This is a genomic window from Pseudobdellovibrionaceae bacterium (assembly GCA_020635075.1).
Taxonomy (GTDB): Bacteria; Bdellovibrionota; Bdellovibrionia; order Bdellovibrionales; family UBA1609; genus JADZEO01.
Map to the genome: position 1 here is coordinate 919,510 of JACKAM010000001.1, position 16,061 is coordinate 935,570.

13 protein-coding genes are annotated in these 16,061 nt (G+C 51.2%); 4 read left to right on the forward strand and 9 right to left on the reverse strand.

Annotation, left to right across the window (positions count from 1 at the left end):
* The first annotated feature begins 14 nt into the window (after positions 1-14).
* Together H6624_03950 and H6624_03955 are read left to right on the forward strand one after the other, a co-directional pair.
* Positions 15-830: a hypothetical protein gene (locus H6624_03950; protein MCB9083467.1), complete on the forward strand. Its 816-nt coding sequence runs from the start codon at positions 15-17 to the stop codon at positions 828-830.
* A 126-nt stretch (positions 831-956) separates the two neighbouring features.
* Positions 957-1,304, forward strand: a complete 348-nt coding sequence (locus H6624_03955; GenBank protein MCB9083468.1) for a hypothetical protein — start codon at positions 957-959, stop codon at positions 1,302-1,304.
* Between the two features lie 62 nt (positions 1,305-1,366).
* Here H6624_03955 and H6624_03960 read toward each other — a convergent pair whose 3' ends face one another.
* From H6624_03960 to H6624_03975, 4 genes are all read right to left on the reverse strand, one after another.
* Positions 1,367-3,409 carry a M4 family metallopeptidase gene (locus H6624_03960; protein MCB9083469.1) on the reverse strand — a complete coding sequence of 681 codons (2,043 nt, stop codon included), beginning with the start codon at positions 3,407-3,409 and terminating at the stop codon, positions 1,367-1,369.
* Between the two features lie 147 nt (positions 3,410-3,556).
* A complete protein-coding gene (locus H6624_03965) occupies positions 3,557-5,299 on the reverse strand; it encodes a thiamine pyrophosphate-binding protein (GenBank protein MCB9083470.1) in 1,743 nt (580 codons plus the stop codon).
* A complete protein-coding gene (locus H6624_03970) occupies positions 5,296-6,798 on the reverse strand; it encodes a GMC family oxidoreductase (protein ID MCB9083471.1) in 1,503 nt (500 codons plus the stop codon). Before H6624_03970 ends, H6624_03965 begins: the two co-directional genes overlap by 4 nt.
* On the reverse strand, positions 6,795-7,235 hold the full coding sequence (locus H6624_03975) for a hypothetical protein (protein MCB9083472.1): 441 nt from the start codon (positions 7,233-7,235) through the stop codon (positions 6,795-6,797). Before H6624_03975 ends, H6624_03970 begins: the two co-directional genes overlap by 4 nt.
* Before the next feature lie 216 nt (positions 7,236-7,451).
* Between H6624_03975 and H6624_03980 the strand changes: the two genes are divergently transcribed.
* The gene (locus H6624_03980; GenBank protein ID MCB9083473.1) at positions 7,452-9,962 is read left to right on the forward strand and encodes a DUF5110 domain-containing protein; all 2,511 of its coding nucleotides are present in this window, start codon (positions 7,452-7,454) and stop codon (positions 9,960-9,962) included.
* A 65-nt stretch (positions 9,963-10,027) separates the two neighbouring features.
* Here the strand turns inward: H6624_03980 and H6624_03985 are convergent, their stop codons facing one another.
* The 5 genes from H6624_03985 to H6624_04005 form a co-directional block, all read right to left on the reverse strand.
* Positions 10,028-11,701: a Na/Pi cotransporter family protein gene (locus H6624_03985; protein MCB9083474.1), complete on the reverse strand. Its 1,674-nt coding sequence runs from the start codon at positions 11,699-11,701 to the stop codon at positions 10,028-10,030.
* On the reverse strand, positions 11,688-12,137 hold the full coding sequence (locus tag H6624_03990; GenBank protein ID MCB9083475.1) for a rhodanese-like domain-containing protein: 450 nt from the start codon (positions 12,135-12,137) through the stop codon (positions 11,688-11,690). Before H6624_03990 ends, H6624_03985 begins: the two co-directional genes overlap by 14 nt.
* Before the next feature lie 17 nt (positions 12,138-12,154).
* A complete protein-coding gene (locus H6624_03995; GenBank protein ID MCB9083476.1) occupies positions 12,155-12,790 on the reverse strand; it encodes an NAAT family transporter in 636 nt (211 codons plus the stop codon).
* Between the two features lie 12 nt (positions 12,791-12,802).
* On the reverse strand, positions 12,803-13,351 hold the full coding sequence (locus H6624_04000; protein MCB9083477.1) for a hypothetical protein: 549 nt from the start codon (positions 13,349-13,351) through the stop codon (positions 12,803-12,805).
* 126 nt (positions 13,352-13,477) lie between these two features.
* Complete coding sequence (locus tag H6624_04005) at positions 13,478-14,311, reverse strand: alpha/beta hydrolase (protein MCB9083478.1); 834 nt, start codon at positions 14,309-14,311, stop codon at positions 13,478-13,480.
* Between the two features lie 186 nt (positions 14,312-14,497).
* On the opposite strand from H6624_04005, the gene H6624_04010 reads away from it, so the two are divergent.
* Positions 14,498-15,856, forward strand: a complete 1,359-nt coding sequence (locus H6624_04010) for a sodium:alanine symporter family protein (protein ID MCB9083479.1) — start codon at positions 14,498-14,500, stop codon at positions 15,854-15,856.
* Positions 15,857-16,061: the final 205 nt, after the last annotated feature.

Consider the following 16,061-nt stretch of genomic DNA (forward strand, 5'->3'; position numbering starts at 1 on the left):
GGAAATAAGGACGTATGCAGAAGAGAAACATAATATTTGCTGTTTTGATGTTTACTGTAATGGGTGTGGCGGGAGTGATGCTTCTCAATCGGCCCGGAACCGAGGAAGATGGCCCCCGCCTTTCGGAAACTAACCAAGTTGCCTCTCCTGGGAGGGAAAATAAGAGGCAGGAGACTGAGTCAGTCGGTACGAGTGATTCGGCTGACCAACTTGTTCGGGGAGGGCATCAGGTGGCAGGCAAGGATCCTGGAGAGGCCTCGGCTGCCGCCGGCTCTTCCATTTTGTCAAAGAGTTCGCAAGAGGCCATTGGCGCGGGGTCTCTTCGCGGACATGTTTGGTCTCCAGAAGACCTGGCAGAGATTCTCCTAAACAGCGAGTCTCCCTTAGCAGGAACCTTGAAGGACTTTTTTGCCGTCAAACGCAAACATCTGCGTACACCAGAAGAGGACGCGGCGCTAAAAGCTCAACTAAGTGATGCCAATCAAATTCAATCTTTGGCTGAATTTCTAAAAAGCAAGGATAGGGCGGCCTACACAGCGGCTGACGAGGCTCTACGCTTGACAGCAGTGAGTTTTATTAATGAGGCAGTTCGCTTTGAGGAAAACCCGAGTCGGATGGACGCGGTCGAGGCGGCCAAGACGGTGGTATTGGCAGACAACATCCGCCCTGAGTTTTCACGTGATCTCAAGGTTTCTTTGGCGGGAGATAAAGTCGAGCTGGCGATGCAGCTCATTCTCTATTTTCCAGAAACCCGCAATCAATTGGTGGCTTCGTCAACGGGCACTAATCAAGAAATTGTACGCCGGGCTGCTGACTACGTCGGCGAGTGAGTCTGCGTCAGGTGAGATCCCCGTAAATTTGAATAGAGACCACTTAGGTGTCCAGAAAACACTTCAAGGCTTGTGTTTGTTGTTGGCGATTGGGAAACTACGAGGGCTAACCTGAGAAGACAACTGATGCGAATAATGTGGTCTGCGAATACTCTCCTCTTCTTTCTGTGCTTCTCGAGCCCAAGTTTTGCCTGTGGGCCCGCTGAGCAAACCTGGACCTGGGCAGGAGTCAACCAGTACCGTCCTGAGCAGTGTAGCTGCGAAGAACTGAGGACGGCCCTTAACGAAGAGCAAGTCATTTACCTAGGAACTTATTGGAAGGGCATCTATTTGTTTTCCAGCCCCGAGGAGTGCCGTCAGAGTTTCTCCCAGAATCCGCGCAAAGGCGAAGTCAGGGATAAAAAGGGGCGCGAGTGCAAGATCGGTTTTTCTTGCTTGGGGAAACACATGGCAAGTCTGAAGACCAATAAATAAACCGGTTTCTCATCAATCCGTGCCAAAGGCGACGAAGCGCTTCATCCGTCTCAGAGAATTGACTATAAGTACTTACTGCAGAAGTCGGGAACGCTACCAGTGCCCTTATCCGCCAGTTCTTTCAAAAGTTTACAACTGCTTTTCAGAGCGTCATCCAGTTCGGGAGAAGCCTCGACGTCTTGCGGGTCCTTGATTCCGACCTGGGAGAATCTCTTCTCGAAAGCCTGACAATCGGACTCGTGGGGACGGGGGTAGCTTTGAGATTTGGCTCTCTCAAAACACTCGCCCAGTAGTTGTTTACGGTAATCTTGAAAGTCAGAATTCGAGCGGAGTCGCTTGGTGTAGACATTAAAGAAGACATGGCTCATACGATCCCAGCTATTGATACCCAAATCAGGATGGGAGTTCTCCGTGTCACTCAGGGCAAGGGCTACCGCATAGTTAAGCACACCCATTTGATAGTGGCGTCCACAGTGATCATTGGTGTCAGACGAGTAGCAATAGCGTCCGTAGGGTTTTTGCGCTTCTTCAAAGGATTTGGGTGGTGTCCGGCCACTCTTGTCCCGCAAGGATCGATCGGGATTCAATAGATCGCGCAGAGCGGTAACGCCACCTGAGCGACCCTTAGCAGTCAGGACGCTTTCGCCGACCTGGTAGTCGATCATGCCTTTGAGAGTGCCGTGGGCCTCAAAGCCCATGCCCAGTACGTCACAGGCATGCTCATCCAGTGCGCCGGGTTGATTGTCCTGAGCGAGCCGTGATGTTGAAGAAATAATAGCGTGGCAATACTCGTGACCAATGACGTCTTTGGCTGAGACGAAATTTGCGAGTACGTCACCGCCTTTGCCAAAAATAAACTGATTAAATGGGGATTTGGCCCAGGCTGCATTTTGTGCCAGATCTTTGTGGCCCACCTTTGCAGTTACTTTGATTTCAGCTCCACGGTTGTCGTAGCTACGCCATTTGAAGACATCAAAAAAGTAGTTAACGGCCTCAGCAATGTTATTGGCAGCGACATCCAAATCGTCATCGCCATTTCGGCGCTGACTCGACCTCATTGAGAATTTATGGCTTTCGGCAGGGGAAAAAAGGCCACTCTCAGGGAATTTGTCTCCGGCCTTATACATATTGATATTCACTTCTGCGGCATCCGCTGGGAGAGACTTTAAGACTCGGGCAATGCGAAAACCACTTGGTGAGTCTTCAACGTCAATGGTGGCTGTCGATCCAAAGGGGTGAGCAAAACGCCAATAGAAGGCATAGGTTTGGTTCGGGTTTTGCCGGTTATGGGATGGGAGGTCTCTCTGTACCAAGTACTGGATTTGGCCATGTTGTTTCAGGTCGCGAATCATGCGAAACAAGGCGCGATAACCTAGCTGACTAAAAAAGTGGTTCATATTGCTTCTGCTGGCGACAACAAACGACACCGGGTCAGCTAAAAATTCTGGAGGTACAGGTTTGGAGTCCTGAGGTGCACGCCTTGTGACTTCGATGACCCAGGATTTGAACCCATCAGTTGGATTCTCCACCAGGGCTTCAAAAATTTGGCGGCGCAAATCCTCTGAGGAGTTGGCTATAATAGTGCCAAAGTTGAGGAATTCCTCCTTAGAATGCTGAGGGGTGGGAACAAGGCTTGAGCTGAGGGACTCGAGCTGGCCCGTCGGACTGATCCGTACTAGAATTTCGGCACCAACAATGGGGAAGAAGCTTTTGTCCTTTCGCATGATAATCTGATTGAGGCGAATGTAATGGGGTTCTTCAGCTCCGCTTCCTGGAAAAGCCTGGTCAACGAGGAAGGCCAGATGGCTGGATGCTTGGGTGCCCAATAGGTCAGCATAGCGGTGAATGTAATCCACGACCTTACCTAATGAAGAATCCTTAATGACTGTTTGGCGGATCTGGGCATCTGGGTCTGACTGGTGGATTTGGCTGGCGATTTGTTGGATATCAGTGAGGCCGGTGAGGGGTTCGAGAAGGTAGAACGCAGGGATATCTGAGCGCTGGATCTCTACACCCTTTTGGGAAGAGGCACTAGCTGCAATTGCTCCCAAGCACAGAATAATAAATGGAATGGTTCTAGAAAGATACCGCAACGAAAATTTCATAGATCGACCTACTTTTTGGATTGCAAACGAGGTGGATCATGGTTTGTGGACCAACAATTTGTCCAGGGAAGAGATTTCAAGGGCCCATGGACAAATGACAATCAGATGTGAAGGCTGGGGAATTTTGATGTCTTGGCCAGAAACTATCTAATCGCGGGAAAAAATCTTCCTTCCCACAAGTCTTCCAGCCATGCGTATTTTGCTTTTAATATCCAATCGATCGAAGTTGGTTTTAAGAGCACCTTGGGTGAAGAAGGTCTCCCGGGAGTAATCAATGTTCACCTCAGTTAAAGTGGGGACTTTATTGCCTAAATGAGTGCGGACATCCCCAAGGATTTCCTGAATCTGAGCGTCTTGATCAATATGGAAGTATTCCAGGCCAAGGCTTTGGGAATAGGCCTTAAAATCCATGGAGTGAAGTTCAGTCAAAGTGGTGCGATTGAGTACCCGGCGCTGAAATTGGGCTATCTGCGAGAGCTCGCGATCCCGAAGAATAAAGAAAGCCACGGGCAGCCCTTCTCGTGTCGCCGTCAGCATTTCAAGCCCGGTCATTAAAAACGCTCCGTCGCCGACTAATCCGATGGCGGGCTGATCGGGGCGAGCCAGTGCGGCGCCAATGGCTGCAGGAACCGAGTAGCCCATGCAGGAAAAATCCACTGGGGCCATGAATCGTTGGGGATGAGAAAGGTGCAGATGTTCCATGGCCAAAAACGTACCGTTACCACTGTCGGTGATGAAAGCGGCATGGGAGGAAAAGGATTCATTGAGCGCAAGAAAAAAGTGAGCGGGGGTAACCTGGTCGGCTTGAATCGGCAGTCTTCTGCGCTCATCGCTGAGGTCTTGTCGAAAGCGAGAGATTTTTTCCTCGGCTAGGTAGTTGCTTTCAATTGATGGGGAAAGTTTTTGCAACAAATAAGGAAGCGCCAACTGGCTGTCAATGGCGAGAGACAGGTGTGCTGGGTAGTTGGCGTTGAGGGAGTGGGGATCAATATCTATGTGAATGAGCTTGCCGGAAATCCCAATTCCGTAACTGGCTGTGGCCACTTCCCCAAAGCGGCAACCAATGGCGAGAATAACCTCGGCTTCATTAAAAAGGTCTTTGAGTTGAGGAGGAGCGCCCTCGCCAGGGACGTTCCAAGCGAAGAGCGGATGAGTTTCGGGAAACAGACCTTTAGCAGAAATGGTGGTGAAGACCGGAGCCTGGAGTCGTTCCGCCAGCTGGGCCAAATGTTTGGCGGCGGGCAGGCAGCCCAGACCCAAATAAAGACAGGTTTTGGATGAGGACTTTAGGCACTCCGCAATTTCGTCCAGGGCCCGCTCGTCTTCTGGCGAGAGTGAAGTTGAAGAGATTGGGTGGTGAACCAAATCCTGGTCACTCACTTCTCCTGGGAACAACAAAAGGTTGGCTGGGATTTCAACGGCCACTGGGCCACGAGGATAACTTAAGGCAAGGTCGGCCGCCTTGCGAATAACAGTGTAAATATCTCGATGGGAAAGGGCGCGGAAGACGCCCTTGCAAACGGGTCTGAGGATGGCACACTGATCGATGTCGTGAAGTTGAAAGTGGGCACCAGAATCGGAGCGGATTCCTGTCGCCAAGACCAGCATGGGGATCTGATCCATATAGGCTTCGGCGACTCCCGACAGAGCATGGGTGACTCCCGCTCCGGGGACCACGTTCACGCAAGCCAGTCTGCCGCTGGCTCGGGCGTAGCCATCGGCAATAAAGGAGGCTGACTGTTCACTGCCAACCAGGAGTGGACGAAGGTGAGGTTCCTCTCTCATGGCATCGTAGAGTTCAATGTTGTGGGTGCCGGGTATACCTAACACCAATTCGATATTGGCATCGACGAGGGCTTTTGCGGCAAGCTTTGCGCCCGAACATTTCATTGCTTTTCTCCCAAATCTGAACGGACAGCTTGGGCCACCCGATCGGCAAGGGCCATGATGGTCAGATAAGGATTTATCTCTGAGGCCGCGGGGAAGAGGCTGGCATCGGCCACATAAAGATTTCTCTGTCCATGGACCCGTCCCCAAGGGTCCGTCACCGAGCGTTTAGGATCAACTCCCATACGGCAACCACCCATGAGATGGGCCGCAGCGATTGAAACCTGTCCGAGGCGAAAATTCTTTTTGCTAATCAAATGATCGAGCCGGTTAACTTCGTTGCGAGACAGGTAAAAACGGCTGGCCCCTGGGGCATGAACTTGCTGTGCACCCGCCGCAAAAAACAGACGGGAGGAGGCCTTAACTCCCGCGATGAGAGATTCTTTGGTTTTCTGGCTGATCCGGTAGTGAATCTTTGGCCGGCCGTCGCGTCCCCATGTCACTCGGTTGGACTTCTCGGCCTCGTCAATCGCCAGAACAAGAATCATCTGGAGGTGAGTAAAGTGGCGGACGAGATCGTCCATCTCTTCGCCGTAGCCGGTTAGGTTTTTGGCCAGAGTGAAGGGGAAATACATACAGCTTTCGAGTAGCACGCAGTCTTTTTCCATGTGTTGGTCACAATAAAAGCTCTTTGGGTGTCCCTGAATATTTGAGATGGGCTGCGGATGTTTGCCGACAAGAATGAGGGCGGGATGGCAAGTGAAGTAGCGGCCGAGGGCGGGACTCTTTATTCCGGATCTCATTAACAGCAGCGGGGAGTAAACAGCACCAGCCGCAAGGATAATTTTTTTAGCAAGAATGCGGTAGGGACCGGGAACGTGGTGGCCTCGCTCAAATCCAGGCCGAGCCTCTTCGATGGTGGCGTAGACTCCGTAGCTTGAAATCTTGTCCACCCGACACCAGGGGATGACCTCCACTCCAGCTCTCTCCGCGAGAGGGATTTGCACCGCCGCTGTTCCCTGTTTGGCGCCGATGGCACAACCCAGGTTACAGGTGCCAAGGCCCACACAGTTTTTGGTATTTACCGGGAACTGCTCTACGCGCCAGTTGAGAGCCGCACAGGCCTGGCGAAAAAGTTTGTTGTTGTCATTAAGGTCATTCTCAGGAGTCAGGTGGACATTGTTTTCGATTTCGTATTTTTCAAAGCGCGGGTCCAAGTCTTCCCGGGCGAGGCCGGGAATGGCCCACTTGGTCAAAACAGTTTCGGGAATTCTCAGAGAAGTCCCAGTGTAGACGTTGGTTGAGCCGCCGACGGCCTTGGCGAAAGCCAATGTCAAATCCTGGGAAACGGTTTGATAGCCACCCATATCGAAGTAATACTTCATGGCCATGTCGACTTCATTTCGGCTGTGGTGAAGACTCGGATCAAAACGTCCGCCCCAGTCAAGGAGGGCGATGCGCGCCCCTTTTTTAGCGAGAGGGGCCAGCTCCTTCGCAACAGTTCCACCTCCAGCACCCGAACCGACTATAACGATGTCATATTCCAGTTGGCGAAAGCTCATTTCTTTACCAAATCCGGTGTGGGTTTAGGATTGTAGCCAATCTTTTCGTAGATAGAGGACTGAGAATAAACAGTCAGTTTGGCCAGAGTGTTGACCCCCCAAAAGCCCTTGCGAAAAAGGGCAATCGGGCAGCTAAAAAAGATCCTTATGCTGCTGTTTTGTAGGTGATGGGGGAGTCGGCGAAAACTGCGACCATAACGAAGGCGTGGCCACCAACTCATGAGGCGCAAAAACAGGTGGAGTCGAAAAAGGTTCTTTGGACTTTGGCGGTCTAACACCAGGATAAGTTGGCGCCGGGCTTTTTCCTGTTGGACCGGATTCATTTGCAGATAGAGGGGAACAAGAAAGCCCAAAAACTCATCCAACCTGATGAGAATGGGCCCAATGCGACGCTGGTTTTCGTGGCTGACACCCTCGAAAATAGCTGATGACGCCATGCGAACACTACCCTCCTGCCCCAAACTCCATCCTGAACAGTGATGAGGAGCCAGGCAAGTACAATATTCGCGCCATTACCGTAACATAAGAGTTGCCAGGATATATCCAAGTCGTTGCGTCACAAGCCGGATGTCCGCGGCCGGAAAGAATTGAAACTGCAAAGGTAATCAGGTTACATGGGCGTCCCAAAGGAAGATCATTTAAGGGGGTAGTAAATGAGGGGAATCGGGGAACTTGTCGCTCTTGTGGCAGGATTTGTGTGTGTTGCGGGATTCGCTCATGCTCAGACTTCAGAAGTCTTTGTTCGCGACGGCCAGTACATACAGCTGGAGGTTTGGCGTTCCGACCTGATCCATTTTGAGTACGGGCAAGGTTCGGCTGAACCGCGGATTTGGCATACCCCTTCCATCTTGCCGGAGAGAAGGGATCCAAGTGTTTCCTACACCAAAGGCACGGGGCCCGGTGGTGAAGACTTTGTTGAAACCAGTGATCTCAAGATTGTCATTCCTCTTAAGGGCCTTTGCCTGATAATTCAGGAAAAGAAGTATCACAATCGAGTTCTTGGACAGTTTTGCAGCCAAACAAAGTACAAAATAGGCCGTGATTTGACCATCGAGGGGAGTCTGATGACTCACGCCTATGGACTTGGTCAGCAGCTGGACAACCCGGACGAGGACAGAAGCCTGGGGGATGACTGGGTTGGCCGGCGTCGTGAATCCCCGAGTCCATTTGGAAACTTCATGAAGAGCTTTATTGGCGGTGCTGTGGGCGACACACAGGTACCTATACTCTATGCTCTCGGAGCTGGAAAGTTGGGGTACGGTCTTTATCTAGATGCGATCGAGAAGTTGACCTGGGATTTTCGTTCTCGCCCATGGGAAGCCAGTACTGGGCGTGACACCATTCGCGGTTTCTTAATTTCGGGGGCGGATCTTCCAGCTTGGCGCCGGGGATATGTGGAATTGACAGGAAAACCTTTGGTGCCGCCGCGAAAGATGTTCGGTCTTTGGGTGTCTGAATATGGCTTTGACAATTGGTCTGAGCTGGACTCAAAAAAGGCCAGCCTCCAGCAGCAGGGATTTCCTCTCGATGGTTTTGTGTTGGATTTGCAGTGGTTCGGAGGTGTTCGTTCCCAGGATGACACGCCCATGGGTGGGCTCAAGTGGGATCGTCGCAACTTTCCCGATCCCGAAAAGAAGCTGGCAGATTTGCGGGATAAGGAGAATCTGGGACTCATTTTGATTGAGGAATCTTACGTCGGCCGTGCCCGTCAGGAGCATCAGGATCTGGCGGCTAAAGGATTCTTAGCTCGTGACTGTGAGACCTGTGGCCCCTCATATATCGAGAGCAATCCTTGGTGGGGAAAAGGTGGCATGATCGATTGGTCTCATCCGGATGTGGGTCTGTATTGGCATAAGTGGAAGCGGAAACCCTTGGTCGATTCCGGAGTCATGGGTCATTGGACGGACTTGGGTGAACCGGAAATGTTTCAGCCCTATTCCTGGTATTATGGCTTTGCAGACAGGGGACTCCACGGGCACGCCAGTGTGCACAATTATTTCTCATTTTTCTGGCATCAGGGAATTTTTCAAAGCTATGAAAAATACCATCAGGAAAGACGACCATTCGTCATGAGCCGTTCGGCGGCAGCGGGATCTCAGCGCTTTGGTGTCGCCATGTGGTCGGGAGATATTGGCTCCAACATGAAGAGCCTTGCTGCACATCTGCGTTCGCAAATGCACATGTCTCTATCGGGTTTTGACTACTATGGCGCTGATATCGGTGGTTTTCATCGCGGCGGTTTGGATGGCAGCATCAACGATCTTTACACTCAGTGGTTTGCCAATGCCTCCCTGTTGGATGTTCCGGTTCGTCCCCATGTGGAAAATCTTTGCAACTGTAAAGAGACGGCCCCCGACAGAGTTGGTCATTTGCAGAGCAATCGTGAAAATATCATTTTGCGCTACCGACTGGCCCCTTATTACTATTCGCTCGCCCACGAAGCCTATCTGACGGGGGCGCCCATGTTTCCTCCGCTCCTCTATTATTTTCAGGATGATCCCCTGACCCGGTCACTTGCTCACCAGAAAATGATCGGCCCATGGTTGATGACTGGGATCGTGGCCGCCTATGGGCAATCCTCACGGCAGATCTATTTGCCGGCCGGAACCTGGTTTGATTTTCACTCAGGAAATGAGTACGTAAGTGCGGGGGATTGGATTCAGAGTGAGTCCTTGTGGAAGAATGGCCGTTTTCGTTTGCCACTGATGGTTCGCGAGGGGGCGATCATCCCAATGGCTCTCGCAAACACCACTCATTTGAGTGGAACGTCTGGGTTGGCCAAAGAGATTCGGGTGTTCCCATCGTTGAAGCCTTCATGGTTTGATTTGATCGAAGATGATGGAGTTTCCATGGCCTATCGGGAGGGTGTGTTTAAGCGCACAAGGATCAGTCAAAAACCCACTGGTGCGGGTTGGGATATTCTTGTAGCTCCCGCCGAGGGGGATTATCCGGGAGCCTTACAAGAGAGAGAGTGGTCTTTTCGCGTGCATGTTGGCTTTAAGCCCGTTAAAGCGGTGAAGTGGCAAGGTCTGGATTTGTCTCGTTTGCGCCTTAAGCAGAAAATGCGCGTAGGCACCTGGAAACAGGAAGGCAACGAAGTTATCGTCTTTGCCGGCAAGGTTTCGGAAGAAGAATACAAACATTTGCGTATCGATCTTCAGTAAGTGGAGCAGGTTGAGGTGGTCGTTTTTTCGACCATCCTTTGCGCCGGCATCCCTTTCCCGCGCAACTAGGCTCGTGGCAGGTTGGTGAGGTCCCGTGAAGAGGATGGGGAGAGCAAGGTGTCCTTGAGCGCCTGAAGCAGATAGCGATTTGAGCTAAATATCTCGCGATTCACATTCAAAAAGGTAGCTGCGGTCGAAGCGAAGGCTCTGCGGTGACTGGTTTCGCCGTAGACCCAGCTGTTCACCCTCTTGTAGGCTAACTCGTTGGAATCAAAAAGACGGGCCAGGTGTTCAAAAAGTGCTTGGGGAGCTTCTATACCGAAGGTCTTGAGGATCTGTTCCTGGAGGGGGTTATAGTCCTTTTTGATCTCCCCTTCCAGTCTTTCCACATCGTCACTCACGCTTTGTTCGAACTCTTTTAGATTGTGTTGAATATCTTTGGCCGCCTTTGCGCTCTGGACTCCGTGGCGAAGAGCAAGGATGTACTGGTGAAGCTGAGTCGAGTTTTCATCATCGATCTTTTGCTTTTGAATCTCATTAAAGTAGGTGAGCAGTTCACCTTCGGATTGTTTGATGCCCTCATACTCTTCAGAGGAGTCGTCGTCGTTGAGAAGAAGTCCCAACAGTCCCGATGGGTGGGATTTGTCGTGGTCGGGATGATAAAGACCTATCAAATGACTCTTGTAGCGAAAGACATCCTGACAAAGGCGAGTCAGTTCTCTCTGCACGGTTTCAAGGGCGGCATCGGGCACATCCACGCCGACCTTGTGGATATACAAACAGGCGTGGTCATCGTCTTTGACAAAGAGGCTGCTGAGATAGCGTTCAAAGGGGCGCAGAAAGGGCAAGAACAGGGCAATGCCGATAAGGTTGAAGCTGCTATGGAAGGCCACCAGGGTGTAAAGGGGGCTGTCGATATCCATCTGAGTCTGCAAAAAGTTGAGAATCAGGCCGAGCAGCGCAAATGCGAGAAGGTCGGTAATCAGATTGAATAGAAAGTGGGCCATAGCCACGCGTTTTTTAGTGGGAGTCCCTTGTGCAGCCCCTAAAAGGGCCGTCACAGTGGTTCCTAAGTCGGCGCCGATGACAAGAGCCGCAGCCTGATGAAGGGTGAGTATGTCGGCATTGAGGGCACTCAGGGTGATCATCATTGTTGCTGAGCTAGATTGAATCAGGGCCGTAAAGCCCACTCCAAACAAAAGATACATGAAGGTGCCCCAGCCAGCCAGGAAAGCGAGACTCACCGATTGCGACAAGGTCTCCATACTGGCCTTCATGAAATCAAGGCCCATAAATAGAAATCCCAGGCCAGCGAGAAAGGCGAGAAAGTGGTAAAAGCGGAAACGAGGTCCGAGAAATACAAGACCACAACAGCCTATTCCAATGAGAGGAAGGACAAGGGCCTCAAGGTTCATCTTGAAGCCGAGGGAAGCCACCACCCAGCCGGTAAAGGTGGTTCCAAAATTAGCACCAAGGATAATGCCAAGGGCATTGCCTAGAGTGATGATTTCGGCCCCAACAAAGGCCAATACCATGAGTGTCACCACTGAGCTGCTTTGTAGAACAGCCGTGGTCACGGCGCCGTTGATTATGGAAAGAAAATGGTTGGTGGTGTAGTGACGGAGAAAGCGTTTAAAGCTTCGTCCGGCTAACTCCTTGAGAGCTTCCTCCATGCGAATCATGCCAAAAAGGAAGAAGCCAAGGCCTGCTATGAACTTCCAATACTCAATCTTTTCCATCGTTAGGTTTCGGCCCGCCTTTTTGGCTCCCGAATGGAATGGTTGGCAGTCCCTGGGCCTTCCAGTCCTTGAGTCCGCCAATGTTGATCACTGAGAGGTAGCCCTTGTCTTTGAGTCGCTGCTGAACTTGTCCAGCTCTTCCTCCGGAGCGGCAATAGATGTAGATTTTCTTATCCTTCGGAGTTTGTCTCAAGAAGGCCTCCCAGCCCTTTGAAGCAATACGAATTTCCGAGTTCGGCAACCATAGAGCGCCTTTGGCCAGGCCTTCTTCCTGTAATTCTGAGATCTCACGTACATCCAAGAGAATGGCATCATTCTTATTGACCTCGACGGCGACTTTTTTGAAATCCACGGCATCGGCTGTCCAGGCAGAGGAAAGGTAAGAACCGGCAATAAGGGTCGCGGCCAGGGTCAGAATCCATCTGGTGATTTTCATCAGTCATCTCCTCGACTTCAAATCTTTAGTAGCTTGTGAACATAAGGGGTCAACCCCTTAAAAAAATACTCTACGGCAATCATCATGAGAATCAATCCCATGAGTCTGAAAAAAACCTTGCTGCCGCTACTTCCCATGAGGGCCAATAGACGTTTAGAACTGATGAGAATAATAAATGTCGCCAGGCTGACAAGGGCAAAAGTGCCAAAGAGGATGGATTTGTGAATAATGGAATGGGCCTCCTGAATCTGCACAATCACTACGGTAATAGTGCCAGGTCCGCAGATCATGGGGATGGCTAGAGGCGTGATGGCAAACTCATCAATGAGAGCCGCTTCGGCATGAGTGACTTTTTTAATTCGAGAGTTCTTCCCCTGAAGCATATCATAGCCGGTGATAAAAAAGAGCACCCCACCAACGACCCTGAGGCCGTCAACAGAGATGTTGAAGAAATTAAAAACCAATTTGCCCGTCAGGGCAAAGAGGACCATGGCAGCGAAAGCCACCAGTACGGCGGTGCGAGCCACACGAATAGCCTGCCGTCGATCAACGGATTCGGTGAAAGCCGCGTAAACCGGCATGGTGCCAATAGGATTGACGATGGTAAACACACTCGTAAAAACAAAGAGAAAATAGGCGAGAAGTTCTTTCATGTTGCCATCACTTTACGAGCGAAAATCCCGGTCCATCACGGTTTTGCGGCCATCTTCACGGGCCACATCGATAGCTTCGTCACACAGTCGGCGAACGTGGTCGGAGAGGGCCTGGAGCGCGCTCGCCGAGGTGTTCATATCTGAATGGCGGCGAATATAGTCTTTAACCTTTGAAGCGACAACCAAAATTTCCCGGTCAGATGGGGATGAGCTCTTTTTCGGTGATGAGGTGGAATTCTTGGTGGCCGGAATGATCCTCCTCGTTGGGGTGCTATTGATTGCCGAGCCTGTTGTCGTCGGCGGAGAAGGCTGTGATTGAACCTCTTCCGCCTCGACCTCCCGGCGCCACTGCTCCAATGAAGGTGAGGTTTCTTCAATCGCATAGGCGTCTCGATGCCTGGCTCCTGGCAGGTGGCGCTCAAAGCAGGAGACTGAGCAGAAGACCAGGCCCGTGCGCTTGCGGTTACAGGTGGATACATTGCACTGATAGTAAGAGTGGCGGTAGGGGATTTCTTTTTTGCATGAGCTGCATTTTCGCCAGTACTGGGTAGAGACTTCCATACTCCGAGACTAAAACAATCAGACAAATTGGAAAACCAAAAACCGGGGTAAGCAGAGACCCTGAGCTTTGGTCTAGATAGCTATTGAGTTCAACCTGCCTGCGGGCTTGGTGCGAGTAGCCCATTCTTAGTTGCTGGCGGGTGACGGGAAAAAATGATCCTTGATTTGTTGGGGGTATTGAGACCCTAAAGAATCGATCAAATCATTGTGATGGGCACCGGGAACGGAGACCCACTTTTTGTCGGCGACAAATGCTGGCAAGGACTGCCAAAATTTCTCACCCAGTGCATAGGGGATCACTTCGTCTTCCTCACCGTGAAAGGCCAACACCGGGATGGATTTGAGATCAGCCGCCCACTTGTGACTGGGGAAGGGGTGGCGAATCAGCAGGGAGACCGGCAAATAAGGGTAGTGAAACTGAGCCACCTTGGAAATGGAAGGATAAGGGCTAATCAAAATTAGGCCCTGCACGGGACGCTGGCTGGCGAGATTTACGGCGACACCGGTACCGAGAGATTCTCCCATCACCAATATCCTGTTCGGTAGGTTATTGTCCATCAGGTGATCAAAAAGCTCTTGGGCATTTTGTGTGAGGCTCTTTTGCCCAGGCTTTTCTGCGCTCCCCGCATATCCTGGATATTCGGCGATCACGATATCGATGGGTAAATTTAAGAGTCCCTGAATGAGATAGCCCCGATCAGCGGCGCGGCCAGCGTTGCCATGAAACACCAAAAGTGTCGCCTGGGACTCAGGTTGGCGGCGAATGTAGTAGCGGAGGTCACCATGGGGAGAGGTGAACTCCTTGATTGAAAATCCGAGGCGGCGCAATTGGGGGGCTTGATCCAGGTGAGTGTGATCAGGAAAAAACAGAAGTTTTTCCTGAAACCAGAAAACCATGCCGACAAAGGCCAAATAAACGAGCGTGATGCCAATAATAGACTTGAGAAGCCAGGAGCCCATAAAGAACATCTTAATCCAGCTCGGGAGGAGGTGAAAGCGAAGGGTATTTGGAATGCAACGCATCCTATGGGGAGGGCGTGGCTCGGGAGGATTGACCCAGCTTCTTCAAGTTGATATCGAAGTGCTTAATATCATTAAAATCTCAGCCGAGAGAGAAACCTTCACCGAGGGGGCTTGATGGAGTCCGTGAATTCAGCGTTGGAAACAGTGGTCGGATACGTGTGGGGTCTGCCCATGGTCTTCCTGCTGGTGGGGACCGGCATCCTTTTGACCGTTGTTTTGGGCTTTCCTCAACTCAAAGGTTTTCTCCACGCCATTCAAGTTGTGCGCGGTAAATTTGACGACCCCGATGATCCAGGTGAGATTAGTCACTTTCAGGCCCTGTGTACGGCGCTTTCCGCCACAGTGGGATTGGGAAATATTGCCGGTGTTGCTGTAGCCATTCATTTGGGCGGACCGGGAGCCACCTTTTGGATGGTGGTGACGGGTTTGGTTGGAATGGCGACGAAGTTTTCCGAGTGTTCCATCTCCATGATGTATCGTCACGTGGACGAGAGAGGTATCGTTCATGGTGGAGGCTTTCACTACATCGAGCGTGGTTTGGGTAAGGCCTGGAAGCCCATGGCCGTGTTTTTTGCCCTAGCTTGCATTTGCGCGAGTTTTGGCGCGGCCAATATGTTTCAAACCAACCAAGTGGCTGCAATTCTGGAATCCAATTTCAATGTACCGCCATTGGCCACGGGCTTGACCTTGGCCATCGCTACAGCCGTGGTGATCATTGGTGGAATTAAACGCATTGGGCAGGTGACTTCAACATTGGTCCCCTTTATGGGCGGTATTTATATTATCGGCTCTCTGATAGTGATTTTCGCTAACCTTTCAGCGATACCGTCACTGCTCATGCAAATTTTTAGCGATGCATTTTCTGGAACCGCAGCGGAAGGCGCCTTTGCCGGGATCGCCGTTCGCGAGGTCCTCGTCCAAGGGGTGAGGCGTGCCTGTTTTTCCAATGAGGCGGGATTGGGGTCTGCCCCCATTGCCCACTCGGCGGCATCGACAAAGGAACCAGTGCGGGAGGGTGCTGTGGCCTTGTTGGAGCCATTTATCGATACCGTTGTGATTTGCACCATGACAGCCTTGGTGATTTTGCTCTCTGGTGCATGGACACAAGATGCCAATGGCGTGGAGTTGACCGCTTTAGCTTTTGATTCTGCCATGCCAGGGTTTGGTCGTTACTTTGTGCCTGTTGCGGTGACATTGTTTGCTTACTCAACCCTGTTGAGTTGGTCTTACTACGGTGAAAGAGCGGTGGATTATATGATTGGAGAGAAGGGAATTCTCGCCTACAAGATCATCTTTTGCGTGGTCGCTGTGGCCGGAGCCCTGTGGGCAATTGGGCCTGTGCTCAACTTCTCTGACCTCATGTTGGGTCTCATGGTCATTCCCAACTTAATTGCCGTTCTGATCCTACTTCCCAAGCTGCGTCAGGAGTCTTCTAGTTACTTTGGGAAACTGCGCCGTGGCGAATTCAAGATGACGAAATAAGAGTGTTTTTTGGGGTTCAAAATCAAAACTTTGGACCCTAACTCGACTGGTCTAATTAGTTGAAATTCTGTCAATATCTGAAATTTTCACCCGACCGGCTTTTTGTTTGACACTTTCAACGACCGCAATGCATTATCGACAGCTCCTAGACCGAGGTCTATGGCTGGTGCCTCAGTTATTTCGGTTTCCTTTAGGCCCTTGTGTG

Coding starts and splice junctions, on each gene's coding strand:
- H6624_03970 (MCB9083471.1), bottom strand. CDS start 6,798: ATGAGCTTTCGCCAACTGGAATATGACATCGTTATAGTCGGTTCGGGT.
- H6624_03990 (MCB9083475.1), bottom strand. CDS start 12,137: ATGAAAATCACCAGATGGATTCTGACCCTGGCCGCGACCCTTATTGCC.
- H6624_03980 (MCB9083473.1), top strand. CDS start 7,452: ATGAGGGGAATCGGGGAACTTGTCGCTCTTGTGGCAGGATTTGTGTGT.
- H6624_04005 (MCB9083478.1), bottom strand. CDS start 14,311: ATGGGCTCCTGGCTTCTCAAGTCTATTATTGGCATCACGCTCGTTTAT.
- H6624_03955 (MCB9083468.1), top strand. CDS start 957: ATGCGAATAATGTGGTCTGCGAATACTCTCCTCTTCTTTCTGTGCTTC.
- H6624_04000 (MCB9083477.1), bottom strand. CDS start 13,351: ATGGAAGTCTCTACCCAGTACTGGCGAAAATGCAGCTCATGCAAAAAA.
- H6624_03950 (MCB9083467.1), top strand. CDS start 15: ATGCAGAAGAGAAACATAATATTTGCTGTTTTGATGTTTACTGTAATG.
- H6624_03985 (MCB9083474.1), bottom strand. CDS start 11,701: ATGGAAAAGATTGAGTATTGGAAGTTCATAGCAGGCCTTGGCTTCTTC.
- H6624_03995 (MCB9083476.1), bottom strand. CDS start 12,790: ATGAAAGAACTTCTCGCCTATTTTCTCTTTGTTTTTACGAGTGTGTTT.
- H6624_03960 (MCB9083469.1), bottom strand. CDS start 3,409: ATGAAATTTTCGTTGCGGTATCTTTCTAGAACCATTCCATTTATTATT.
- H6624_03975 (MCB9083472.1), bottom strand. CDS start 7,235: ATGGCGTCATCAGCTATTTTCGAGGGTGTCAGCCACGAAAACCAGCGT.
- H6624_03965 (MCB9083470.1), bottom strand. CDS start 5,299: ATGAAATGTTCGGGCGCAAAGCTTGCCGCAAAAGCCCTCGTCGATGCC.